The sequence below is a fragment of the Pantoea sp. Fr+CA_20 genome, assembly GCF_024520835.1.
Lineage (GTDB): Bacteria > Pseudomonadota > Gammaproteobacteria > Enterobacterales > Enterobacteriaceae > Pantoea > Pantoea allii.
This window is the reverse complement of sequence record NZ_JALNPN010000021.1, coordinates 1-23,462: the sequence shown is the minus strand read 5'-3', so window position 1 is coordinate 23,462 and position 23,462 is coordinate 1. Positions and strand designations below refer to the sequence as shown.

Here is a 23,462-nt window from a genome sequence, read left to right as displayed (position 1 = left end):
GGATTACTCTTCAGAATCCCCAGCATCTGAGTCATCAGCGGATTCGTTAGCAAAATCTTCGCGGCGCTCACGACGCTCGTCTTTCGCTTTAACCATCGGTGATGCTTCAGTTACCGCGTTTTTAACGCGCATAACCATGCTACGGATAACGGCGTCGTTGAAGCGGAAGTTCGTTTCCAGCTCATCGATCGCTTCCTGCGGCGCTTCTACGTTCAGCAGAACGTAGTGTGCTTTGTGCAGTTTGTTGATCGGGTAAGCCAGCTGACGACGGCCCCAGTCTTCCAGACGGTGGATCGTGCCCTCTGCACCAGTGATAGCACCAGTGTAACGCTCGATCATGCCCGGAACCTGTTCGCTCTGGTCAGGATGAACCATAAATACGATTTCGTAATGACGCATCGAAATTGCTCCTTACGGATTATTCAGCCTCCTGTCAGGGTCAGCTGCGGCCCACGGAAGCAAGGAACGTTATAGGTTGTGAATCATCGAAATGACACACACCTCTGAATGCAGCTGAAAAATTGACGCGTAATCATACTGGCGACGCCGGACAAACTCAAGCGGGGATTTCATGTAAATGGTCGGAAATCGCCCTGTTTCCCGCCCTTTTGTGCGGAAAGCGGGAACAGGGCGATAAACCTTGGCAGACGCAGGAGGTGATGGCGTTGACGGCTACAGCTGACGCTTGAAAAAGCTGACCAGCGCGGTCAGGCCTGACGGCGTGATTTTGTGGCCGATATGCTTTTCAGACAAGGTGATCAGATGAGCATCAAGCCCCTGTTCGCGCAGAGCGCGATCCAGCCGCTGGGTTTCCGCGAAAGGCACCACTTCGTCAGCCTCGCCGTGCCATAACAGGAGCGGCCGGTTCGTAAGATTCGGCAGACGGCTTGAAGGATCATACTCCGCCAGCGGAGCCATGCGTTTCGTGAACAGGGCTTTCTGCTCTTCGCTCGTCACCGTGACGGGAGGGAAAAGCGTCTGGCTGAGCTGCATAAAATAGCCGGAACCCATCATACAGGCGACGCTGTGAATATGCGGATAGCGCGCCATAATCCCCAGCGCCGTCATGCCGCCCATGGAAGCGCCTGCAACGGCAAGACGTTCACCGGCAATCAGGTCGTCGGCGCGCAACGCCGTTTCTATCAACGGGAATTCATCGATGTTCTGTTTAAGAATGTCCCAAAAATGCGTAAACCGCGTGTCGGCATCGCCATTGTAGCGCGCGCCGTGCATATCGGCGTCGGGCATCAGCGCACGAAATCCCGCCTGTGCCAGTGCCACAGCAAAGTAGGCGTACACCTCTTTCGACGAGGTAAAGCCATGATAAAACACTACCGTTGGCAGTCGCTGCTGGCGCTGGCCCGCAGGTGCCGCATGCAGACATTCAATACCTGCAAACCTTTCCGTGGTGAGTTCTATCATTTTTTCTCCTGAAACAGGGGCTGATTAGGACGCCTCGCCAGCGAACATAAGCTGGGTGAGGGTTTTCAACATTACAATAGTAATAATTTCTTAACTAAACATTTCCGCTGCGCTGCCGTTGTTAATGCATATTTGACAAGAAAACAAAGGTATTCTATGAAACGTTTCTCTCTTAGCCGCACTAGCCTCGGAGTGAAGCTGTGCGTCATAACGTCCTTCAGTGTAGGCGTTTTGTTGTTGGCCTTGACACTTATTCAAAGCCAGAATGCTTCACGCCAGCTGGAAAGTCTTGCCGTAGATGACATGGTCAATCAGGTGCAGGGCATCACTGAAATGACGTCCATGTTTAATGCGACGCTGACCCAGGAGGTGGGCAACTACACTCAGCTCTTCGTCAGCTTTTTACCTAAGCGCTTCAGCCGTGATGAAACCGCACGTATTCAGGTTGGTGAGTTTTCCACCCCGACGCTGCGCGCCGGACTTAAAACCCTTAACCTTGATCAGACTGCCGTTGATGATTTTACAGATCGCACCGCGGCAGTCGCCACCATCTTTGTCCGTGATGGTGATAATTTCATCCGGATTTCAACCTCACTGAAAAAGCAGGATGGTAGCCGGGCGATCGGTACCCAACTGGACCGCGCCAGTGCCGCCTGGAAAAGCGTGACGAAGGGGGAAACCTACCGCGGACTGGCCACCTTATTTGACCACCGCTACATCACCCAGTACCAACCGATAAAAGACGACAGCGGCACCGTCATCGCGATTTTATTTGTCGGCGTACAGATCGACAAACAGTATGGCCTGATGCGCGAAAAAGTGCTGGCTCGCCGTCTTGGCGATAGCGGACATTTTTATGTGCTAAACGGCTCGCCGGGCGCAGCGCAAGGTCAGTATCTGTTTGATAAACAGAACGAAGGCAAACGTCCAGACTGGCAGGATAGCGTCATGAAGCAGCTGCTGACCCAGCCCGAGGGCGTGCAGCAAGCCGAGATCGACGGTGAAGCCAGGATGCTGGCCTGGCAACAGTTGCCCGGCTGGAACTGGATTGTGGTCGGTGAAGTTAATCGTGACAGCCTGCTGGCACCGGTTATTCACAGCCGAAATATGTTTCTTATCACCGGACTGATTCTGGTGTTGCTGTTTGCCCCCTGCTTTGTCTGGTACAGCCGCCGCGCCATCACGCGCCCATTACAACAGGTTATTCACTTAGCCGAGCAGTATGCCGCCGGTAATTTGCTGGAGCACCTGGACACCAGGCGCCATGACGAAGTTGGCCAGTTAATTAACGCGATTAACGGTATTGGCGAAGGTCTGGAGAAAATTGTCGCTCAGGTTCGCAGCGCCGCGCAGGAGATCAGCGACGGCACGGATACGATTGCGGCCAGCAGCCACAACATTAGTGCGCAGATTGGACGCCAGGCCAGCAGTGTCGAAGAGACATCGGCCAGCATGGAGCAGTTTGGTGCAACCGTTGAGCACACCGCCGATAGCCTGCGTCAGGCGATGTCTCTGGTCGCCGAAGCCAGCGGTATCGTGAATAACGGCAACCAGACGGTGACGCGCTCGGTCAGTACCATGTCGGCGATTAACGTATCGTCGCAAAGCATTGCTGACATTACTCATGTCATTGAGTCCATTGCATTCCAGACCAATATTCTGGCCCTGAATGCCGCCGTTGAAGCCGCGCGTGCAGGTGAACACGGTCGCGGATTTGCCGTGGTGGCCGCCGAGGTGCGCGCGCTGGCACAGCGTTCGGCTCAGGCAGCAAAAGAAATCGATACGCTGATTGCGACCTCGATACGTCACGTCGCGGAAGGTCATACGTTATCCGAGCAAACCCGGGATGCGATGAGTAATATCGTGACGCATATTGAGCAGGTACAGGCATTGATGGGTGAAATTAACGTGGCAGCGCAACAACAGTCGGCGGGCATTGGTCAGGTTAACCTGGCGATGAACCAGATTAGCCAGGCGACGCATCAAAATAGCGAGTTGGTGGCACAGGCAGAACAGACGGCGCAGAGCCTGAGTGACAAAGGTCATCATTTGACACAGTTAGTCAGCGTGTTCTCAATCAAGTCGTGATGATTGCGAGCCAGTGGCTTACACTTGTCCTGTTAACATGACTGCCAGGAATCTGCTATGCGTTACGCTCTGTTACTGACGTTAAGTCTGTTTTTAAGTGGCTGCTCGCTGTTCCAGGATACGCCAAAAGCCCCGCCCGCGCCGACTGGCGAGGCGCAGTCCATTACCCGTGCCCAAAGTTACGGTTTACCGAAGCTGGGTACCATTAGCGCCAGCGTACGCGGCTCGCCCGATGACGCGCAGCGCGCCATTGCCGCGCGCGCCAACCAGGCCGGTGCCGTTTACTATCAGATTCTGATGGTTGATGAGACGATCACGCCAGGCATCTGGTACACGACCGCTATCCTGTATGGCGCCTCACCTGCCGCTGGCGCGCGCCAGTAACCGGTCAGTCAGTGGGCCCTCGAGTAAGCGCATACCGCGCCTGTCGAGCCACTGACTGCACCACGCATCCGCCAGCAAGGGCTCGGCATGCTTCAACAGCTGCGTTGCCGTTGCCAGATGCAGCAGATTTTCGCTGAGTTCGCGGGCCTGAACCTCATCAATTTTCCTCAGGCCCAGGGCTAACTGTCGCCAACTGCGATCGAAATGGCGATTACATCCCTTCACTGCGTCAAATTCCTGTTTGAGCATGTCCAGCATGCCGCCCTGTTTGGTCAAAACCCGCAGGACGTCCAGGCACATCACGTTGCCCGATCCTTCCCAGATGCTGTTTACCGGGATGTCACGATAGAGGCGAGGCAGTTCACTCTCTTCGCAGTAGCCTGCACCGCCCAGCATCTCCATCGACTCGGCGATAAAGGGCGAGCCCGCTTTGCAAATCACGTATTTTGCCGCTGGGGTAAATAACCGGGCAAACGCCGCCTCATGTGCATCGCCCGGCGAGGACCACGCGCGTGCCAGCCGCATCAGCAGTGCCGTTTGCCCTTCTAACTGCAAAGCCTGACGTGCCAGCACTTGCCGCATCAGCGGCTGATCCACCAGATTTTTCCCCATAACCTGACGCTGATGCGTGTGATAAAGCGCGACGGAAAAGGCACGGCGCATTTGGCCGTGGCTGCCCAGCGCGCAGTCAAAACGCGTCATGCCCGCCATCTTGAGGATCAGGCGCACGCCGTCTCCCTCGTCGCCCAGCAGCCAGCCGGTCGCCTCTTTGAACTCAACCTCGCTGCTGGCGTTGGATCGGTTACCGAGCTTGTCTTTTAGCCGCTCAATGAAAATGGCGTTACGAGATCCATCCGGCAGTAAGCGGGGTAAAAAGAAGGCGCTTAGCCCCTGCTGGGTTTGCGCAAGAATCACATGCGCATCACTTTGTGGCACAGAGAAAAACCATTTGTGGCCGACGATTCGATACGCTTCGCCACTTCCGCGCCCATTAAGAGGCTCCGCGCGCGTCGTATTGGTCAGCACATCGCTGCCGCCCTGCTTTTCGGTCATGCCCATGCCAATCAGCAGTCCACGCTTTTGATCGCCCGAAACCGCATGCGTATCATAATGATCGCTGAGTAAAGGATCGATCCAGGATTCAAAATGGGCAGGCAGATAGCGCTGTAGCAAGGGAATCGCAGCGTGGGTCATGGTCACCGGGCAGAGCGTCCCGGCCTCGACCTGGGCATGTAGAATAAACCGGGCCGCACGGGCCACACTGGCATTGGGTAGTACGTCGGGCTGCCAGCTAAGGTTATGCAGGCGGCTGGCGCAAAGGCCCTGCATCAGTAAATGCCAGGCCGGATGAAAGCGGACGTCATCCAGCCTGACACCGCGAGCGTCGTAACGATGGAGTTCCGGCGGACAGGCATTGGCGAGCCTGCCCAGCTCCAGGGATTCGGCGCTGCCCAGTTGCCTGCCCACCGACGCCAGCCATTCACTGTCCCATCCGCCGCCTTCACGTAACAGTGCGTCACAGAGGGGAACATCGGACAGAAACAGGTTGCTGTTACTGAGGGGAAAAGGTTGATTGAAAACGGTGTGCGTTGTCCAGGTCATAACGGCTCCTCGCGGATGTCACCCACTTAGTATGTAAGGTGCGTTACCATTATGACCGGACAGAGAAACGAATTTGCGGCAGCGATCACGCGTTGCGCTGACGTACCGCTTCAAACAGACACACGCCAGTGGCGACTGAGACATTGAGGGATGAAACGCTTCCGGCCATCGGAATGCTGATCAACTCATCACAATGCTCACGTGTCAGGCGGCGCATACCTTCACCTTCTGCGCCCATCACCAGCGCCATCGGGCCGGTCATCTTGCTTTGGTAAACGGTATGGTCGGCTTCGCCGGCGGTGCCGACAACCCAGATGTTATATTCCTGCAACAGGCGTAAGGTGCGCGCCAGGTTCGTCACCCTGATCAGGGGAACGTTTTCGGCAGCACCACTGGCGACTTTTTTCGCGGTCGCGTTCAGCGGTGCGGAGCGATCTTTGGGAACAATCACGGCATGGACACCGGCAGCATCGGCGCTACGTAAGCAGGCACCGAGGTTGTGCGGATCGGTAACGCCGTCCAGCACCAGCAGGAATGGCTTCTCCAGGCTCTGTAACAGGTCGGGCAGATCCCCTTCCTGATACTGGCGGCCGGGCTTCACCCGCGCCACAATCCCCTGATGCACGCCGCCTTCTACCTGGCCGTCCAGCCATTTACGGTCGGCCAGCTGAATCACGATCCCTTGAGCTTCTAACGCGGTCACCAGCGGTTGCAGGCGACGATCGTCGCGGCCTTTGAGAATAAAGACGTCCTGGAAACGCTGAGGATCGCGTTCCAGCAATGCCTGCACGGCATGGATACCAAAAATAATTTCGCTCATCAATCTGCTCAGTGGTTGGAAATGAATGGATAACAGCCCCTGCGCGCTTGCAGGGGCTGATGTGCGCATCAGGCAGGCTTCGCCTTCTTCGCGGCACGCCTGGCCTTAGTGGCGGCGGCGATTTTACGGGTTTTCTCTGAAACTTTTTTACTTTTTTTCTCAGTCCGGGCCTCGGCAGGCTTACTGCTGCTGTTGCGGAAGGCTGAATCCGGCTCGAAATTGGTTTTACGGCTGGCCTGGCGACGATGCTTTGTCGGCGCTTTGCCATCACGCTTCGCCTTATCCCGTTCGGTTTTGCCTTCACCACGAACCTGGCGCTTACTGGACACCAGCGCAAAGTCGATTTTGCGCTCGTCCATATGGACCGCTTCGACCCGCACTTCAACGGTATCACCGAGGCGATAGGTACGACCGCCGGATTCACCAATCAGTCGCTGTCCTACAGGATCGAAACGATAGTAATCGTTGTCCAGCGTCGAGACGTGAACCAGCCCGTCGATAAACAGATCGCTAAGGCGCACAAAGAAGCCGAACCCGGTTACGCTGGAGATCACGCCATTGAAGACGTTGCCCACCTGATCCTGCATAAAGTCGCACTTCAGCCAGTCCGCAACGTCGCGGGTCGCTTCATCGGCACGGCGCTCGGTCAGTGAACAGTGCTGGCCCAGCTGCAGCATTTGCTGCATGTCGTAGTGGTAACCGCCGGTTTCCGTGGTCAGCCCTTTCACTTCGCCCTGCTCTTTTGCCAGCAGATACTTGATGGCGCGATGCAGCAATAAATCCGGATAGCGGCGGATTGGCGAGGTAAAGTGGGCATAAGAGGACAGCGCCAGACCAAAGTGGCCGCGGTTTTCTGGATCGTACACCGCCTGTTTCATGGAGCGCAGCAGCATGGTTTGCAGCATTTCCGCATCCGGACGATCGGCAACCTGCTTCAGCAGCGCGGCATAATCGATCGGTTGCGGTTTATTACCGCCCGGTAAGCTCAGACCCAGCTCATTCAACACGGTGCGGAAGCTCTTGATGCTGTCATCGCTTGGACGATCGTGATCGCGGAACAGCGCCGGCTCCTGGTGCTTCTCAACGAAACGCGCGGAGGCGATGTTCGCCAGAATCATGCACTCTTCAATCAGCTTGTGAGCATCATTACGCGAGGTACGCTCGACACGTTCGATGCGACGTTCCGCGTTAAAAATAAATTTCGCTTCTTCGGTTTCAAATGAGATTCCGCCGCGCTCTTCACGCGCGGTTTCCAACACCTGATACATGTTGTGCAGTTCCTGCAGATCTTTCACCAGCGGCGCGTATTGCTCACGCAGTTCCGGGTTGCCCTGCAGGATATTCCAGACTTTGTTGTAGGTCAGACGTGCGTGGGAATTCATCACCGCTTCGTAATGTTTAAAGCCGGTAAGCTTACCTTTTGACGACACGGTCATTTCGCACACCATACACAGGCGATCGACCTGTGGATTCAGTGAACACAAACCGTTCGACAGCACTTCTGGCAGCATCGGAACGACCTGCGAAGGGAAATATACCGAGGTACCGCGCTGCTGCGCTTCGTTATCCAGCGGTGTACCGGGGCGCACGTAGTAACTCACATCCGCAATGGCAACCCACAGCCGCCAGCCGCCACCGCGTTTTTTCTCGCAGTAGACCGCATCATCAAAGTCACGCGCATCTTCGCCATCAATGGTCACTAACGGCAGGTCGCGCAGGTCAACGCGGCCTTTTTTCGCCGACTCTGGTACTTCTTCATTCAGTTTGCCAACCTGCGCCTCAACTTCTGGCGGCCAGTTGTGTGGAATCTCATGGGTGCGCAGTGCCATATCGACCGCGAGGCTGGTGCCCATGTCATCGCCCAGAATCTCGGCGATTTTGCCAATCGCTTTCGAGCGACGCGTGGGACGCTGCAACAGCTCGACCACCACCACGGAGCCCATACGGGCATTCATGGTTTCTTCAGGGCCAATCAGGATGTCGAAGCTGAGACGACTATCGTCTGGCACCACAAAACCGACACCTGCGTCCGTAAAATAGCGGCCGACGATCTGATTGTTACGCGGTTCCTGCACCCGCACCACGCGTGCTTCACGGCGACCTTTGCGATCGGCACCCAGTGGCTGAGCGAGAATCACATCGCCATGCATGCAGAATTTCATCTGTTCAGCCGACAGGTAGAGGTCATCCTTTTGTCCTTCTGCACGGAGAAAGCCATAGCCATCACGGTGACCAATGACTTTTCCACGGAGCAGATCGAGACGTTCTGGCAGGGCATAACACTGGCGGCGGGTAAAAACTAACTGACCGTCACGTTCCATCGCACGTAGGCGACGGCGCAAGGCTTCGAGGTGCTCTTCTTCCTGCAGGTTCATCTCTTGTGCCAGCTCTTCACGGCTGGCGGGTTTTTCTCGTTTTTCTAACAGAGCCAGAATAAATTCACGGCTTGGAATAGGGTTTTCGTACTTTTCAGCTTCTCTGTCCAGAAAAGGATCTTTTGACATTAGGGTTCCTCCGATGTCATTTAATATTCATTGCCACCGGCGGTTCGGACAATATAATTTCATATAAAGGTGTATTACCTTCCACTAAATCTGCCAGCGTATAGCCATCCAGCTCCTGTAAAAACAGCTGCACGGCATCATGTAAGGCCTTTTTAAGGCGGCAGGCAGGCGCGATGGAACAGGTCGTGCAATCGACTAACTGTAGTGGCTCCATTTTGCGTACCACTTCACCAATCACGATGTCGCTGGCGCGCATTCCCAGCCGAATACCACCGTTTTTGCCCCGGATGGCCGAGACAAACCCTGCGCGACTAAGCTGATTGATAATTTTGACCATATGATTACGCGATACGCCATACGTATCGGTGACTTCAGAAATATTGGTCAGCCTGCCTTCAGGCAAGGTGGCCATATAGATCAGCGCCCGCAGGCCGTAATCGGTAAAACTTGTTAGCTGCACAGTGACCTCAGTCAATCATCCGGTGGCACGTCTATGCTCGCCCGTCCTGCTTTTTATTTCAATATTGAACTGGCTCTTACGTATCGAGCTACGATGATAAACCAGACTGATGACGGCTGTGTATTTTTTTCAGCCAGTGAAAGGTTTGACAAGCGAAGGGGCATTTAGTGGCATTAAATAACATAAAAAACAAAGGCCGGACAATGTCCGGCCACAGGATGATTAGGCGTTGAAAGGATCGCGCAGAATCATCGTTTCGCTGCGATCGGGACCTGTTGAAATAATATCAATCGGTACACCCGTCACGTCTTCTACACGTTTAATGTAGTTACGCGCGGCCTGAGGCAGGCCTTCCAGCGTTTTGACACCAAAAGTGGTTTCGCTCCAGCCCGGCATGGTTTCATAGATCGGCTCAATGCCTTCCCAGTTTTCCGCTGCCAGCGGCGTGGTGGTCACTTCGCTGCCGTCAGGCATGCGGTAAGCCACACAAATTTTCACTTCTTTCAGACCGTCCAGTACGTCCAGCTTGGTCATACAGAAGCCGGAGAGCGAGTTGATCTGCACGGCACGGCGTACCGCGACCGCATCCAGCCAGCCTGTGCGACGACGGCGGCCAGTTGTGGCACCAAATTCGTTACCCTGCTTGCAAAGGAACTCACCGGTTTCATCGAATAACTCGGTCGGGAACGGACCTGCCCCCACACGCGTTGAATACGCTTTAACGATACCCAGCACGTAATCCACATAGCGTGGACCAATACCTGAGCCGGTCGCAACGCCACCTGCAGTGGTATTAGAGGACGTGACATAGGGATAAGTACCGTGGTCAATATCCAGCAGTGTCCCTTGCGCGCCTTCGAACATAATCAGATCGCCACGCTTGCGCGCCACGTCCAGCAGTTCAGAAACGTCAACAACCATACCGGTGAGAATGTCGGCAACCGCCATCACATCACTCAACACTTTGTCGTAGTCAACGGCTTCTTCTTTGTAGTAATGCACCAGCTGGAAGTTATAGAGATCCATGACTTCTTTCAGCTTGGCGGCGAAGGTTTCTTTATTAAACAGGTCGCTGACGCGCAGTGCACGACGGGCAACTTTATCTTCATAAGCCGGCCCAATACCGCGGCCTGTTGTACCAATGGCTTTCGCACCGCGCGCTTTTTCACGCGCCATATCCATGGCCACATGGTATTGCAGGATTAACGGACAGGCTTCAGAAATCAGCAGACGTTCGCGTACCGGAATCCCACGCGCTTCCAGGCCTTTCATCTCTTTCATCAGAGCTTCAGGTGAAAGTACCACACCGTTACCAATAATGCTGGTCACGTTGTCGCGCAGAATGCCAGAAGGGATTAAGTGGAGTACGGTTTTTTCACCGTTGATGACAAGTGTATGGCCCGCATTGTGGCCGCCTTGATAACGCACAACGTAATTAGCGCGCTCAGTCAGAAGGTCTACAATCTTACCTTTACCTTCGTCACCCCATTGGGTGCCCAGTACGACGACGTTCTTACCCATTTCTCAAAATCACCGATTGCTTAAAAAAGGATTCTACCATCTGATTTTGCGGTTTTCAGCACTTTTAGCATACGATTGCGCGCTTTTTTGCCTGGGTTTTGATCACTACAACATCCAGGGGTAAAAACAAGGCTGAGATACCATTCAGACGGCGATACTGACCCATTACAGCTCGCCATGCAGCCGCAACATACAATAGATCACCATACCTGCCACCACTAAGCCACCGCCAAACCGATGTAACAGGCGATCGGGTAGCTGCGTCATGCTCAAAATCACCCGTCGCCACAGCCGTGGCATAAACATCGGCCCCAAGCCCTCAAGCACCAGCACTAACGCCAGTGCCATCCAGATATTCACGTTCATACTGCATCCAAAAAAAAGGCCGACAACATTGTCGGCCTGTTAGTTATATCAGTTCTTAACGCGTGGCGTTAGAAGGTGCCTTCATGTAGCGGAAGAAGTCGCTATCCGGGCTCAGTACCATCACGTCCTGATTGTCATTGAAGCTGTTTTCATACGCGCGCAGGCTGCGGATAAACGCATAGAAATCCGGGTCCTGACTGAATGCGTTGGCAAACAGCTTCGCAGCTTCTGCATCACCATCACCGCGGGTAATCAATGCCTCACGCTGTGCTTCTGCAAGCGTACGGGTAACCTGGTAATCGGCCTGAGCACGCAGTTTTTCGGCCTCTTCCTGACCCTGCGAACGCTGGCTTCGTGCAACGGCTTCACGTTCTGCACGCATACGGTTAAAGATCGCATCTGACACTTCTGTTGGCAGATTGATCTGTTTAATCCGTACATCAACCACCTGAATGCCTAGCGCCGCCATACTGTTTGGATTTGGCGCAGGCTCACTGCTGTTGGTTTCACGCTCGACACGCGCGGCCGCACTGGCGATAGCATTATCCGCTGCAGGCGTGGCCACTTCATCGTCGCCCCCCGCCGTGCCGGTATTCAACGCATCACGGACATCGGTGGTTAAACGCCCACGGGAATCGGTCACGATATCTTTGACATCAAGACGTCCCATCTCTGAACGTAAACGGTCACTGAATTTGCGTTTCAGCAGCACTTCGGCCTGAGAAACATCACCACCGCCGGTCGCCAGGTAGTAACGACTGAAATCGCTGATGCGCCACTTAATGTAAGAGTCCACGATCAGGTCTTTCTTCTCTTTGGTCACAAAGCGATCGGCCTGGTTGTCCATGGTCTGGATACGCGCATCAAGCGTTTTCACCGTTTCGATAAACGGAATCTTGAAATGCAGACCCGGCGCAAACACCTGCGGTTTGTTTTCGCCGTCGCGCAACACTTTACCAAAGCGCAGAACAATGCCTCGCTCACCTTCCTGTACCACGAACAGCGACGCATAAAGTGCCACCAACGCGATAATGATTAGTACAATTACTGGCTTACGCATTGATTACTCTCTCCCTTCGCGCTGGGTATCGTTGCGCTGAGCATTAACCCGACGCTGATCCATGATGCTGTCTGGACTGTATGACGAGGTGTCACTGCGGCTGGCACTGCGATCACCAAGCGATGGCAATGTTGAGCTGCTTTTCTGTCCACTTTTCGCGGATGAAGACTGACCGCCACGCATCAGTTGATCAAGAGGCAGGACCATGAGGTTATTACCGCGGTCGCTTACCAGCACTTTCCGTGTATGGCTCAGTACGCGCTCCATGGTCTCAATGTACAGGCGCTCTTTAGTGATTTCTGGCGCAGCTTTGTATTCAGGTAAAATCTTGGCAAAACGCGCCACTTCACCCTGGGCTTCCAGAACCGTCCGCTCTTTATAAGCGCGCGCTTCTTCCAGAACACGTTGTGCCCGACCGTTCGCACGCGGCTGAACTTCGTTGGCATAGGCTTCGGCTTCACGTACGTATTGCTCACGGTTTTCACGTGCGGCAATCGCATCGTCAAAGGCAGACTTCACTTCTTCCGGTGGACGTGCCGCCTGGAAGTTGACGTCAAGCACCGTGATGCCCATATCGTACGGACGAATGGTTTCGTCGATTTCACGTTGCGTTTCGCTACGCACGACCGTACGACCTTCAGTCAAAATACGATCCATGGTTGAACGGCCAATCACGCCGCGCAGGGCGCTGTCGGTGGCCTGACGCAGGCTGTCATCAGCACTGGTCACAGCAAACAGATAGCGTTCAGGATCGGTTACGCGATACTGCACGTTCATTTCAACGCGCACGACATTTTCATCCGAGGTCAGCATCACGCCAGACGCGGCCAGTTCGCGAACGGCCTCGACGTTGACGGCACGAACCTGATCGATAAAGGTCGGTTTCCAGTTCAGGCCGGGCTCGACCAGGTGGCTGAACTTACCAAAGCGAGTAACGACGCCGCGCTCCGCTTCTTTAATGGTGTAAAATCCGCTCGCGGCCCAGATGACGATGGCCGCCACGGCGACGATGCCAAAAATTTTGCCGCTACCGCCGGCACTGCGCTGACCGTTATCACCTTTTTTGCCACCACCGAATCCGCCGAGCTTTTTGCTCAGTTTACGGAAGATATCATCCAGATCAGGAGGCCCAGATTCCTTACCTCCCTTATTCCCCCCAGAGTTGCCGCCTTGATTATTGCTGCTTCCCCACGGGTCGCGGTCCTGTCCGTTATTTCCGGGCTGATTCCACGCCATGTCATTACTCCATTTATAGTTTTAGCGGCTTACCCGTTGTATTTGATATTGTCACAGCGCGGGTTGTGCTCCTTGCCTGACCGTAAGCAAAATCGCAGTCAGAGATGAATCAACCCACACCGCACGACAACATAAAATCCTCAGAGTAAGTTCGATTTGGCAATATCAAACAATATAACTGGTCAGCGACGGCTCCTGCTTGCATAAGCGGCGCCAGTCAATAATCGGCATTCGCACATGCAAACCTACACTGCCGTCTTCTTCGTTCCACTCTTTTTCAATCGCCTGCAACTGATAGAAGCGGCTGCGTAAGCGACCCGCATCCGGTGGCAGACGTAAATCATACTGCGCAATCTCACCTGACAGTCGCTCGGAAAGCGCCTGCCATAATAAGGGAATACCGACACCGGACTGCGCGGACAGCCACACGCGAACCGGCATATTGTCTTCATCACGGTCAATGCGTGGCTCGAAACCGTCCAGCACATCGATCTTATTCATGATCAATAGCGTGGGGATTTCATCAGCTTCGATTTCTTCCAGCACCTCATTAACCGCATCGATATTTTCGTTAACCCGCACATCGGCAGCATCGATGACGTGCATCAGCAGTGTGGCCTGACGCGTCTCTTGCAGAGTGGCTTTAAAGGCGGCAACCAGGTCGTGCGGAAGATGGCGAATAAAACCGACGGTATCTGCCAACACCACTTCGCCCACATCGGCAACGTTCAGCCGACGTAGCGTCGGGTCCAGCGTTGCAAAGAGTTGATCCGCGGCATAGACATTGGCAGACGTGATGGCATTGAAGAGGGTAGATTTACCGGCGTTGGTGTAGCCCACCAGTGAAACGGTCGGCACATCGGCTTTGGCACGCGCCTGTCGTCCCTGCTCGCGCTGTTTCTCAACACGTTCAAGACGCGACAAAATTTGGCTAATGCGCCCACGCAGCAAACGGCGGTCAGTTTCTAACTGGGTTTCACCCGGGCCACGCAGGCCGATACCGCCCTTCTGGCGTTCAAGGTGAGTCCAGCCACGTACCAGACGTGTTGCAAGGTGACGCAACTGCGCCAGCTCAACCTGCAATTTACCTTCATGGGTACGCGCGCGCTGGGCAAAGATATCAAGAATAAGGCCAGTGCGGTCGATAACACGGCACTCGCACAGGCGCTCAAGATTACGTTCCTGAGCGGGCGTTAAGGCATGATCGAAAAGGACGACCGATGCTCCACTTGTTTTTACCGCATCGGCAATTTCAACGGCCTTTCCTTCACCGACAAAATACTTGGGATGTGGCGCTTTACGACTGCCGGTAATAACCTGCAGTGCTTCAACGCCAGCAGAAGACACCAGGGTTTCGAATTCCTGTAAATCTTCCAGCTCTTTGTCTTGGGAGAACCAGATGTGTACCAGTACGGCCTGCTCACCGGCATCATAACGGTCAAACAAGCTATAACCTCGCTTATATAAAAAGACCAGGACGGAAAGCATGACGCTTTCCGATCCTGGTGAAACGGTGCCGCTTTACTCTGCGTTATCACCGTCTTGTTGTGGCTGCGACTGAGCAGAAGTGCTGCTGCCGCCATGATGGTAATTATTGCTGCTGCCACCGCCAGGATTATTGCTATGGTGAGAAACCGGGCGTGAAGGCACAACGGTAGAAATGGCATGTTTATAAACCATCTGACTTACCGTGTTTTTCAACAAAATTACGAACTGATCAAAGGATTCAATCTGACCTTGCAGCTTAATACCGTTGACCAAATAAATCGAAACCGGAACACGTTCACGACGCAGTGCGTTCAGAAACGGGTCTTGTAATGATTGCCCCTTAGCCATTCTATCTTTTCCTTATATGCTTGTTGTTTGTTGCTTGTAGAACACAGTGGTTCTGAAAAAAACTGCGTAAAAATTTGCGCACGTAACTTGCCAATTGTACACAATCACCCATGCTTCGCACTAACAACCTTCAGTACTGTATCACGCGCTAAGTGAGGTTCATCACTGTCTAGCCAGTGAATATTCTCCCAACCACGTAACCAGGTCATCTGGCGTTTAGCGAGTTGCCGGGTTGCGCAAACTCCCCGATAAACCATTTCGTCGTAATCGATCTCGCCAGCTAAATAAGACCACATCTGGCGATAGCCAACACAACGAATGGAAGGCATATCCGTATGCAAATCACCTCGTGCAAACAGGGCCCGAGACTCCGCTTCAAATCCTGACGCCAACATCTGCTCAAAACGCAATGCGATGCGCTGATGCAACAGCTCGCGGCTCGCGGGGGCGATAGCAAACTGATGGACATCGTAGGGTAACGCTTCACCAGAAATTTTTGTCAGTTCCGTTAAAGTTTTACCCGAAATAAAAAAAACTTCCAGTGCTCGCGAAAGTCTCTGCGGATCATTCGGATGAATACGACTGCCTGCGACCGGATCAATTTCGCAAAGTTGACGATGTAAAGCTTCCCAGCCTCTTTCATTCGCCATTTGCTCTATTTTTTGACGAACCTCCGGATCGGCCGAGGGCAGCGGCGACAATCCTTCAAGTAACGCCTTGAAGTAGAGCATAGTTCCACCAACAAGCAACGGAATTCGTCCATGCTGAACGATATCCGCCATTTCTGCTAACGCATCACGTCGAAACTCTGCCGCCGAATAGGCTTCAGCCGGATCGCGAATGTCCAGCAAACGATGAGGCGCCTGTGCCAGCTCTTCAGCAGAAGGTTTTGCCGTACCGACATCCATCTGACGATAAATCAAAGCCGAATCAACGCTGATAAGCTCTACAGGCAACTGTTTGCGCAGTTCAATCGCAAGTGCGGTTTTACCTGACGCTGTAGGCCCCATCAAAAATATTGCCTTAGGCCGGCCAGCCTGGTTCAGTTCACTCATGCTTCAACGCGTTTACCGCGCTCTCAATCTCGATGGCTTGTACTAAGCCAGAAGGTGGCGATTTAAGTAACTGCGGACAAAGCCTTTCAAGCTCAGCCAACAGGGTAATCGCCTGGGAGTGATTCCAGTTTTGAGGCTCTGCATCTTCACGTCGCGCCAGCCACTGGGCCAGTTGCGTAGCAGAGTTCTCTTGCTGCCGGGCGAGATAGCCTAACAGTTCAGGAATCAAGATTTGTAAATTTTGTGTTCGTAACGGTAAAGGCACCGCCCGCAAAATAATGTGGTCACCCTCAGGGTGTAAATCAATGCCCATCTGATTAAGCAGGCTCAGATTTTCCTGGGCTGCTTTGCGTTCGGCAGGGGCGATTTTTAAGCGCACCGGAATCAACAGCGGCTGTGATTTCAGCCCACTTTCACGGGGTTCTAGCTGTGCCTGCTTTAACCAGCGGGTCGCCACAGGCAGCGCCATCAGCAGTAAACCCTGGCCCTGTTCAAGCAGGGCATATTGCCCGTCAAGCACGGTCAACACACGGCCAAAGCTGTGGGAATGTGCCGCTAAAGGCGGTGCGGCACTGACCGGCGCGCGTGCCGCAGGCTCTGCACTTTTTGCTGCAGGTGCACTGGCAGGCGTTTTCAACAGTTGCTGGTAAACCCGGCCTTCGCGCTGACTGTATCCCGGCTCTTTGCTTTGCCAGGCGGGAGCTGCCGATGCCGCTGGCCCGGCGGCCTTCGCCGTGACAGCCGGCTGGCTAAAATGGTTGCCGCCCGCCGCCTGACGGTTTTCTTGCTGCCAGCGCGGAGCCGGTTCTTCCGCCTGCAACGTCGGCAGGACGGGCGAGGCACTTTCCTGCAACACACTCATCACGCCCTGATAGATGAAGTCGTGCACCAGACGCGACTGATGAAAGCGCACTTCGTGTTTTGCCGGATGCACATTCACATCCACCTGATGAGGATCTATCTCTAAATACAACACGTAGGCAGGTTGTTGGTCATCCTGCAGCTGGCTCTGAAACGCCTGGCGAATGGCATGATTAATCAGCTTGTCACGCATCATGCGACCATTCACATAACAGTACTGTATATCGCTCACCTGACGCGACCCGGCCGGATCGGCAACCCAGCCGCGTAACGCCAGATCATCATGCTGCCACTCAATGCGAAGTGCATGCTGCATAAATGTCGTGCCGCAAATCGCCCCCAGCCGACGCTCACGTTGCCCTTCATCGTTGACAGCCCGGTACTGACGCATCAGTTTGCCGTTATGGCTCAATGAGATAGCAACATCAAAGCGCGCCAGCGCGATGCGTCGGATCACTTCATCAATATGACCAAATTCGGTTTTTTCAGTGCGCATAAATTTGCGACGAGCCGGCGTGTTGTAAAACAGGTCGAGCACTTCCAGCGTAGAGCCACAAGGATGGGCGGCGGGTTTAACGGTAACCGCCATATCACGCCCTTCGGCGTAGGCCTGCCAGGCTTCGGTTTGTTCGGCCGTGCGCGATGTCAGGGTCAGGCGAGAAACCGAACTGATACTGGCTAAGGCTTCACCGCGAAAGCCCAGACTCATGATGGCTTCAAGATCGTCCAGCGAAGCAATTTTACTGGTGGCATGGCGAGCCAGCGCCATGGCCAGTTCGTTCTTTGCAATCCCACAGCCGTTATCGCGGATACGAATCAGTTTTGCGCCGCCCTTCTCAATATCCACATCAATGCGCGTTGCACCTGCATCAAGGCTGTTTTCCACCAGCTCTTTGACAACCGAGGCGGGACGCTCAACCACTTCTCCGGCGGCAATCTGGTTAGCAAGTTGCGGCGGCAAAATTTGTATTGGCATGCTGGATATCCTTGTGGCTGGCAACCCGGCGCAGAGGCCGGGCTAACAATCAGGATGCAGGGATTTTCAGATTCTGACCCAACATCACGTTGGTGGATTTCAGGTTATTCGCCTGGAGAATCGATTTTGGGCTGACGCCATAATGGGCGGCGATACTGCTCAGCGAGTCACCGCGCACCACTTTATGTCGCACCGGACGGCGCGCCACTGGCGAAGCGGGCGCAGTGCGGCTTGCCACGGCACTGGCAGGCACTTTCAACCGCTGACCGACCCAGACCACATCCCGCTTCAGGGTATTCATTTGCCGCAAGGTGGCCATGCTGACGCCATATTTCGCTGCAATCCCTGAGAGCGTTTCGCCGCGCGTCACGGTATGACGCTGAATAGCCCCCGTATACTGCGTCTCGCCGGTCGCCGGATTACTGGCTACGCTGACCGCTGGCGGCGTATCCAGCGGCCGGTTTTCCTCCTTTGGGACCGATTGTAGCGGGTGCGCCAGGAAATAAGCGCGCAGTCCTTTATATATCGACTGCGCAATCTTATCCTGGTGTGCGCTACTGCCGAGCAGTCGCTCCTCCGAGGCATTACTGATAAAACCGGTTTCCACCAGAAGCGAAGGAATATCCGGCGAACGTAGCACGCCAAGGCTGGCATGCTCAGGTAAACGCTTGTGTAAGGACGTCACGCCACGCAGTTGCTGTATGACCTTTGTGGCGATGTCGTAGCCGACGCGCTGCGAGTGACCAAACTGCAAATCCAGTACGGCCTGGCTCAGGTAAGGATCGGCCTGGCTGTTCGCCAGCAAATCACCGGCTCCACCTAAGAGCTCAGACTGTTTCTCTTTCTGTTCCAGCCAGTTGGCCATTTCACTGTTGGCACGACGGTTGGATAATACCCAGACCGAGGCTCCCGTTGCTGCATGACTCGGTGCCGCATCGGCGTGAATCGACACCAGTACGTTAGCATTTGCTTTACGCGCAACATCCGAGCGGCCCATCACGGAGATAAAGTAGTCGCCATCACGGGTTAAAACGCCTTTAAACATCGGGTCGTCGTTTAACAGCACTTTCAGTTTGCGCGCGATGGCGATGGTGACGTTTTTCTCTTTAAGCCCATGCTGGCCTATCGCCCCAGGGTCCTGACCGCCGTGACCGGCATCAATCGCCACGATCACCGTATCATCCCGGTTGGCCACACCACCCGGACGGGCGGTGCTGTTAGTGTTGGTTACCGTGGTCACCGGATTAGCGTTAAATGGATTGCTGGCGGCGGTTTCCCGCGCACGCGATGGCTGTGCTTCCGTCGTGACTACAGGCGCACTGCGTGTGACGGCAGGACGTTTGCCCTGAATGGTGAAAACCACGCTGTAGTTATTACCATTACGTTGCGTGACGGCACGGGTTTTTCCCGACTGAGTCAGCTCAAAGACCAACCGTATGCTTTGTTTATCTTTCGGGGTACTGGTACGAATGCGCTTAACGATGTTATCGCCACTAAACGTCAGCGGTAAGCCTTTAATGACACCGCTTTGGCGAATATCCAGCACCACGCGATCGGGATTGTGCAACGGAAAATAGGCGTAAATCGGCTGACCGGAAAAACTCAGCGTCACCGTGGCCTGATTTCCACCGTTTGATACCTGAATATCAGACAGATTCGCCGCAAACAGAGGCCTGGCGATAAGTAGCAATCCTGCCAGTACAAGCATTTTCATCCATGACATCATGCCTGCGCCCTGCCTTGTTCAATCTGTTCAACCCAGCGCTGCCCCGGCGCGGAATGCGCTACCAGCTCGGCTTCACGTGCCTCATTGACGTAACGCAGCGTCAGCGCGACATCCGGCGGTGGCAAAATGCCTGCGCCCTGCTGAGGCCATTCGACCAGACAAATAGCATCATTCGTGAAGTAGTCACGAATGCCCATGAATTCCAGCTCTTCTGGATCGGCAAGGCGATAGAGATCGAAATGATAGACGGAACGCCCCTCCAGAGCATAAGGCTCAACCAGGGTATAGGTCGGGCTTTTCACATTGCCCGCGTGACCGGATGCCTGCAAGAAACCGCGGCTGAATGTGGTCTTCCCCGCGCCGAGGTCGCCATAAAGATAGATCACCGCCGCATTGCCGCAGGCATGCGCCAGTTGAGCACCCAGTTCGAGTGTTGCCGCCTCATTGGGCAAAGGTATAACACAGCTCTTCATGCTTCTTGATTCATCTCTGGATTAACAAACTGCCACAGCAGATCAAATAAGTCTGATGCCAGCATGCCGCGCGTGCCCCGCTGCTCAGCCAACCTATCAGCGGCAGCACCGTGAACAACGCAACCTGCACAGGCAGCATCAAACAGCGCCAATTTTTGTCCCATTAACGAGGCAATAATACCGGTGAGCACATCACCCATACCACCCGATGCCATCCCGGCATTACCCACATCGGCAAAAGCCATTTGCCCGCTTTCACTGGCGATAATCGTGCCCGCACCTTTTAAGACAGCCACACCACCATAGCGTTTCGCCAGATCCCGAGCAGCTTGTAAGCGGTCACTTTCAATTTCGCTGGTTTTGACACCCAGTAAGCGAGCAGCCTCACCAGGATGCGGCGTTATAATGCGATTCTGACGTTTCTCCGCGCTTATTGCCAGCAAGTTAAGTGCATCTGCATCCCAAAGCATGGGCTTTTCAGTGCTTTTAACCTTTTCGAGTGCCTTTTTGCCCCATTCCCGCTGTCCCAGCCCCGGACCAATTGCGATAACGTCAGCCCACGCGAATGCTTCATCCAGTCGCGCCTCGGTTAACGCATCCACCATGATCTCAGGGCGCGCAGTCAGGATGGGGAGAATATTATCTTTGTGAGTAAGTACTCGCACCAATCCACTTCCCGTGCGCAGTGCGGCTTCTGCCGACATCCGAATAGCACCTGCCGTCCCGCTGTCGCCGCCAATCAACAGCAAACGGCCCTGATCGCCTTTATGGGATGTCGCCTTACGCGGTGTCAGCCAGTGAGACAGGAAACGCGCATCGTAGCGGGCCATGGGCGGCTGCTGTGCCGCCAGAAAACCCTGTAATCCCAGGTCGGCAAGGTAAAGCGATCCAATACAGTCACGGGCTTTGCCGGTAAGTTGCCCGGGTTTCAGCGCAATAACACTTAACGTGTGCGTGGCATTCATGACGCTTCCCGGCGTATTTCCCGTTGCTGCAGACAGGCCGGAAGGAATGTCCACCGCCATCACCGGCGCGGCATGCACGTTTGCCTGGTCTATCAGCGTGGAAAAAGGGTCGCCGGGCGCACGGCTGATTCCCGTCCCCAGTAACGCATCGACGATAATATCGACCTTTTCGGGCCAGACCGCATGAGGCGCATGGATCTCACCGCCCGCTTCAAGCCAGCTGCTTCTGGCGGTTTCTGCTTCTTCGGGTAAGGGTTTGCTGCCTTCGCAGGCCAGCAGCGTTACCTGTTTGCCTGCGGCCTGTGCCAGCCTCGCAACGACGTAACCGTCGCCCCCGTTATTGCCGGGTCCACACAAAACCAGCCAGTGCTCTGCATCCGGCCAGTGCGCACGAATATGCTCATAGACCGCCTGGCCCGCACGTAACATCAGTTCATACAGGGTGATGCCGAGCGCATCTGCCCCCTCACGCTCAAGTTGCGCCAGTGCCTGCGTAGGCCAGACAGAGTGTGGTAAACTGTCGGCGTTTCTCTTCGAATTCTGGTTAGTCATGTCATACCCTCTCGATCTTGATCAACTCGCTCAACACATTAAACAGTGGGGACGCGATCTGGGCTTTCAGCAGGTCGGCATCGCCGACACCGATCTCAGCGCTGAAGAGCCGCGCCTGCAGGCCTGGCTGGACAAGCAGTACCATGGCGAGATGGAATGGATGGCACGCCACGGAATGATGCGTGCCCGTCCGCATGAACTGTTACCCGGTACGCTTCGGGTTATCAGCGTTCGCATGAACTATCTGCCTGCCAAAGCCGCTTTCGCCAGCACACTGAAAAATCCCCAGTTAGGTTATGTCAGCCGCTATGCGCTGGGCCGTGATTACCACAAAGTATTGCGCAATCGACTGAAAAAGCTTGGAGAAATGATTCAGGCCCACTGCGGTGAAAGCCATTTTCGGCCGTTTGTTGATTCTGCCCCCCTGCTTGAACGCCCTCTGGCGGTGAAGGCGGGATTAGGCTGGACTGGCAAGCACTCGCTCATTCTGAACCGGGAAGCGGGCTCATGGTTTTTCCTAGGTGAACTGCTGATTGACCTGCCCCTTCCCGTCGACACACCTCAGGAAGAACAGTGTGGACGCTGCGTGGCCTGCATGACCATTTGCCCGACAGGGGCCATTGTCGCGCCCTATACGGTGGACGCCCGACGCTGCATCTCCTATCTGACGATTGAACTTGAAGGTGCCATCCCCGAAGCGTTGCGACCACTAATGGGGAACCGGATTTATGGTTGTGATGACTGCCAGCTCATCTGTCCCTGGAACCGTTATGGACAGTTGACAGATGAAGAGGATTTTTCACCTCGTGCAGCACTACATGCACCAGAGCTAACGGCGCTGTTTCAGTGGGATGAAGCCAAATTCCTGCGGATTACTGAAGGCTCTCCCATCCGCCGTATCGGCTATCAGCGCTGGTCACGCAATATTGCGGTGGCGCTGGGCAATGCGCCCTGGAGCACTGAGATCCTCACCGTACTTGAACAGCGACGAGGTGAAAGTGATTTGCTGGATGAGCATATTCAATGGGCTATTACTCAACAACAGGTTAAGCGGAAACGCGATGAGATTGACGTTCAACCCGCGCAGCAGAAAAGGCTGGTCAGGGCTGTTGAGAAGGGATTACCCCGTGATGCTTGATTGCGCAACGTTCGCAAGCTATAGATTTCCACATCCTGTGAATAAAAATAAAAACACCTTGTCATTCAATCGTAATAACACAAGTGACAGAATCAAATAACATAATGAAATATTATTAATTCTTTATATATCATACATTTAAATAAAATTTGTGTTATTTTGCAAATAAGGCTAGCGTCTGGCTTAATCCATAAAGCTGTGGATAACTCTGTTTAAAAAAGTTTTACGGAATGGCAAAAGTGGCGTGGACAGTAACCTGCCTGCTGTGGATAACTCTGATTGTCGTGCTGAAGATCTTCATTCAGCCTGTAACACTGAGACGAAGTAAGTGACAAAAAACTGGAGCGGGAAACGAGACTCGAACTCGCGACCCCGACCTTGGCAAGGTCGTGCTCTACCAACTGAGCTATTCCCGCA

At 54.3% G+C, this 23,462-nt stretch carries 20 protein-coding genes and 1 tRNA gene; 3 read left to right on the top strand and 18 right to left on the bottom strand.

The features are described 5' to 3' along the window. Nucleotides 1–3 precede the first annotated feature (3 nt). Both rpsF and yjfP read right to left on the bottom strand, forming a co-directional pair. The gene (rpsF, locus tag NR177_RS19815) at nt 4–399 is read right to left on the bottom strand and encodes a 30S ribosomal protein S6 (RefSeq protein ID WP_063877403.1); all 396 of its coding nucleotides are present in this window, start codon (nt 397–399) and stop codon (nt 4–6) included. A gap of 273 nt (nt 400–672) precedes the next feature. Continuing rightward, nucleotides 673–1,422 carry an esterase gene (gene yjfP, locus NR177_RS19810; protein WP_256853459.1) on the bottom strand — a complete coding sequence of 250 codons (750 nt, stop codon included), beginning with the start codon at nt 1,420–1,422 and terminating at the stop codon, nt 673–675. Between the two features lie 156 nt (nt 1,423–1,578). Here yjfP and NR177_RS19805 point away from each other — a divergent pair, with 156 nt between their 5' ends. Both NR177_RS19805 and bsmA read left to right on the top strand, forming a co-directional pair. Further along, the gene (locus NR177_RS19805; protein WP_109716827.1) at nt 1,579–3,510 is read left to right on the top strand and encodes a methyl-accepting chemotaxis protein; all 1,932 of its coding nucleotides are present in this window, start codon (nt 1,579–1,581) and stop codon (nt 3,508–3,510) included. Between the two features lie 57 nt (nt 3,511–3,567). Next, nucleotides 3,568–3,894, top strand: a complete 327-nt coding sequence (gene bsmA / locus NR177_RS19800; protein WP_109716826.1) for a biofilm peroxide resistance protein BsmA — start codon at nt 3,568–3,570, stop codon at nt 3,892–3,894. Here the strand turns inward: bsmA and NR177_RS19795 are convergent. From NR177_RS19795 to nnr, 15 genes are all read right to left on the bottom strand, one after another. Next, nucleotides 3,868–5,496, bottom strand: coding sequence for an isovaleryl-CoA dehydrogenase (locus tag NR177_RS19795; protein ID WP_096011244.1), 1,629 nt, complete (start codon nt 5,494–5,496; stop codon nt 3,868–3,870). The genes bsmA and NR177_RS19795 overlap by 27 nt on opposite strands. Nucleotides 5,497–5,581: 85 nt before the next feature. Continuing rightward, nucleotides 5,582–6,316, bottom strand: coding sequence for a 23S rRNA (guanosine(2251)-2'-O)-methyltransferase RlmB (gene rlmB / locus NR177_RS19790; protein WP_256853458.1), 735 nt, complete (start codon nt 6,314–6,316; stop codon nt 5,582–5,584). Nucleotides 6,317–6,384: 68 nt separating this feature from the next. After that, nucleotides 6,385–8,820 carry a ribonuclease R gene (rnr, locus tag NR177_RS19785; protein WP_096011245.1) on the bottom strand — a complete coding sequence of 812 codons (2,436 nt, stop codon included), beginning with the start codon at nt 8,818–8,820 and terminating at the stop codon, nt 6,385–6,387. Nucleotides 8,821–8,836: 16 nt separating this feature from the next. After that, nucleotides 8,837–9,280 (bottom strand): nitric oxide-sensing transcriptional repressor NsrR, encoded by a 444-nt coding sequence (gene nsrR, locus NR177_RS19780; protein ID WP_063877409.1) that lies wholly within the window; start codon nt 9,278–9,280, stop codon nt 8,837–8,839. Nucleotides 9,281–9,502: 222 nt separating this feature from the next. Next, nucleotides 9,503–10,801, bottom strand: coding sequence for an adenylosuccinate synthase (locus NR177_RS19775; RefSeq protein ID WP_063877410.1), 1,299 nt, complete (start codon nt 10,799–10,801; stop codon nt 9,503–9,505). A gap of 165 nt (nt 10,802–10,966) precedes the next feature. Beyond that, complete coding sequence (locus NR177_RS19770) at nt 10,967–11,167, bottom strand: DUF2065 domain-containing protein (protein ID WP_013027400.1); 201 nt, start codon at nt 11,165–11,167, stop codon at nt 10,967–10,969. 55 nt (nt 11,168–11,222) lie between these two features. Beyond that, on the bottom strand, nt 11,223–12,227 hold the full coding sequence (gene hflC, locus NR177_RS19765; protein WP_063877411.1) for a protease modulator HflC: 1,005 nt from the start codon (nt 12,225–12,227) through the stop codon (nt 11,223–11,225). A 3-nt stretch (nt 12,228–12,230) separates the two neighbouring features. Then, entirely contained in the window at nt 12,231–13,463 is a 1,233-nt protein-coding gene (gene hflK, locus NR177_RS19760; RefSeq protein ID WP_109716825.1) for an FtsH protease activity modulator HflK, read from the bottom strand. Between the two features lie 165 nt (nt 13,464–13,628). Next, nucleotides 13,629–14,909: a ribosome rescue GTPase HflX gene (hflX, locus tag NR177_RS19755; RefSeq protein ID WP_096011273.1), complete on the bottom strand. Its 1,281-nt coding sequence runs from the start codon at nt 14,907–14,909 to the stop codon at nt 13,629–13,631. A gap of 75 nt (nt 14,910–14,984) precedes the next feature. Beyond that, nucleotides 14,985–15,299, bottom strand: coding sequence for an RNA chaperone Hfq (hfq, locus tag NR177_RS19750; RefSeq protein ID WP_063877413.1), 315 nt, complete (start codon nt 15,297–15,299; stop codon nt 14,985–14,987). A gap of 104 nt (nt 15,300–15,403) precedes the next feature. Continuing rightward, nucleotides 15,404–16,354, bottom strand: a complete 951-nt coding sequence (gene miaA / locus NR177_RS19745) for a tRNA (adenosine(37)-N6)-dimethylallyltransferase MiaA (protein ID WP_063877414.1) — start codon at nt 16,352–16,354, stop codon at nt 15,404–15,406. Then, on the bottom strand, nt 16,347–18,191 hold the full coding sequence (gene mutL, locus NR177_RS19740) for a DNA mismatch repair endonuclease MutL (RefSeq protein WP_256853457.1): 1,845 nt from the start codon (nt 18,189–18,191) through the stop codon (nt 16,347–16,349). Before mutL ends, miaA begins: the two co-directional genes overlap by 8 nt. Before the next feature lie 49 nt (nt 18,192–18,240). Then, complete coding sequence (gene amiB, locus NR177_RS19735; protein ID WP_063877416.1) at nt 18,241–19,917, bottom strand: N-acetylmuramoyl-L-alanine amidase AmiB; 1,677 nt, start codon at nt 19,915–19,917, stop codon at nt 18,241–18,243. Next, nucleotides 19,914–20,390, bottom strand: coding sequence for a tRNA (adenosine(37)-N6)-threonylcarbamoyltransferase complex ATPase subunit type 1 TsaE (gene tsaE / locus NR177_RS19730; protein WP_063877417.1), 477 nt, complete (start codon nt 20,388–20,390; stop codon nt 19,914–19,916). Before tsaE ends, amiB begins: the two co-directional genes overlap by 4 nt. Beyond that, complete coding sequence (nnr, locus tag NR177_RS19725) at nt 20,387–21,907, bottom strand: bifunctional ADP-dependent NAD(P)H-hydrate dehydratase/NAD(P)H-hydrate epimerase (RefSeq protein ID WP_256853456.1); 1,521 nt, start codon at nt 21,905–21,907, stop codon at nt 20,387–20,389. The genes tsaE and nnr overlap by 4 nt, the downstream gene beginning before the upstream one ends. Here nnr and queG point away from each other — a divergent pair. Then, nucleotides 21,906–23,045, top strand: coding sequence for a tRNA epoxyqueuosine(34) reductase QueG (gene queG, locus NR177_RS19720; RefSeq protein WP_109716821.1), 1,140 nt, complete (start codon nt 21,906–21,908; stop codon nt 23,043–23,045). The genes nnr and queG overlap by 2 nt on opposite strands. A 340-nt stretch (nt 23,046–23,385) precedes the next feature. On the opposite strand, the gene NR177_RS19715 is transcribed toward queG, so the two are convergent. Continuing rightward, nucleotides 23,386–23,461 (bottom strand) — tRNA-Gly (locus tag NR177_RS19715). Nucleotide 23,462 lies beyond the last annotated feature (1 nt).

Bases quoted from the DNA above. Each gene is read 5' to 3' on its own strand.
- bsmA (WP_109716826.1), top strand. From the start codon at position 3,568: ATGCGTTACGCTCTGTTACTGACGTTAAGTCTGTTTTTAAGTGGCTGC.
- tsaE (WP_063877417.1), bottom strand. From the start codon at position 20,390: ATGAAGAGCTGTGTTATACCTTTGCCCAATGAGGCGGCAACACTCGAA.
- hflC (WP_063877411.1), bottom strand. From the start codon at position 12,227: ATGCGTAAGCCAGTAATTGTACTAATCATTATCGCGTTGGTGGCACTT.
- mutL (WP_256853457.1), bottom strand. From the start codon at position 18,191: ATGCCAATACAAATTTTGCCGCCGCAACTTGCTAACCAGATTGCCGCC.
- miaA (WP_063877414.1), bottom strand. From the start codon at position 16,354: ATGAGTGAACTGAACCAGGCTGGCCGGCCTAAGGCAATATTTTTGATG.
- rnr (WP_096011245.1), bottom strand. From the start codon at position 8,820: ATGTCAAAAGATCCTTTTCTGGACAGAGAAGCTGAAAAGTACGAAAAC.
- NR177_RS19775 (WP_063877410.1), bottom strand. From the start codon at position 10,801: ATGGGTAAGAACGTCGTCGTACTGGGCACCCAATGGGGTGACGAAGGT.
- rpsF (WP_063877403.1), bottom strand. From the start codon at position 399: ATGCGTCATTACGAAATCGTATTTATGGTTCATCCTGACCAGAGCGAA.
- NR177_RS19805 (WP_109716827.1), top strand. From the start codon at position 1,579: ATGAAACGTTTCTCTCTTAGCCGCACTAGCCTCGGAGTGAAGCTGTGC.
- yjfP (WP_256853459.1), bottom strand. From the start codon at position 1,422: ATGATAGAACTCACCACGGAAAGGTTTGCAGGTATTGAATGTCTGCAT.
- amiB (WP_063877416.1), bottom strand. From the start codon at position 19,917: ATGATGTCATGGATGAAAATGCTTGTACTGGCAGGATTGCTACTTATC.
- nnr (WP_256853456.1), bottom strand. From the start codon at position 21,907: ATGACTAACCAGAATTCGAAGAGAAACGCCGACAGTTTACCACACTCT.
- hfq (WP_063877413.1), bottom strand. From the start codon at position 15,299: ATGGCTAAGGGGCAATCATTACAAGACCCGTTTCTGAACGCACTGCGT.
- hflK (WP_109716825.1), bottom strand. From the start codon at position 13,463: ATGGCGTGGAATCAGCCCGGAAATAACGGACAGGACCGCGACCCGTGG.
- NR177_RS19795 (WP_096011244.1), bottom strand. From the start codon at position 5,496: ATGACCTGGACAACGCACACCGTTTTCAATCAACCTTTTCCCCTCAGT.
- queG (WP_109716821.1), top strand. From the start codon at position 21,906: ATGTCATACCCTCTCGATCTTGATCAACTCGCTCAACACATTAAACAG.
- rlmB (WP_256853458.1), bottom strand. From the start codon at position 6,316: ATGAGCGAAATTATTTTTGGTATCCATGCCGTGCAGGCATTGCTGGAA.
- NR177_RS19770 (WP_013027400.1), bottom strand. From the start codon at position 11,167: ATGAACGTGAATATCTGGATGGCACTGGCGTTAGTGCTGGTGCTTGAG.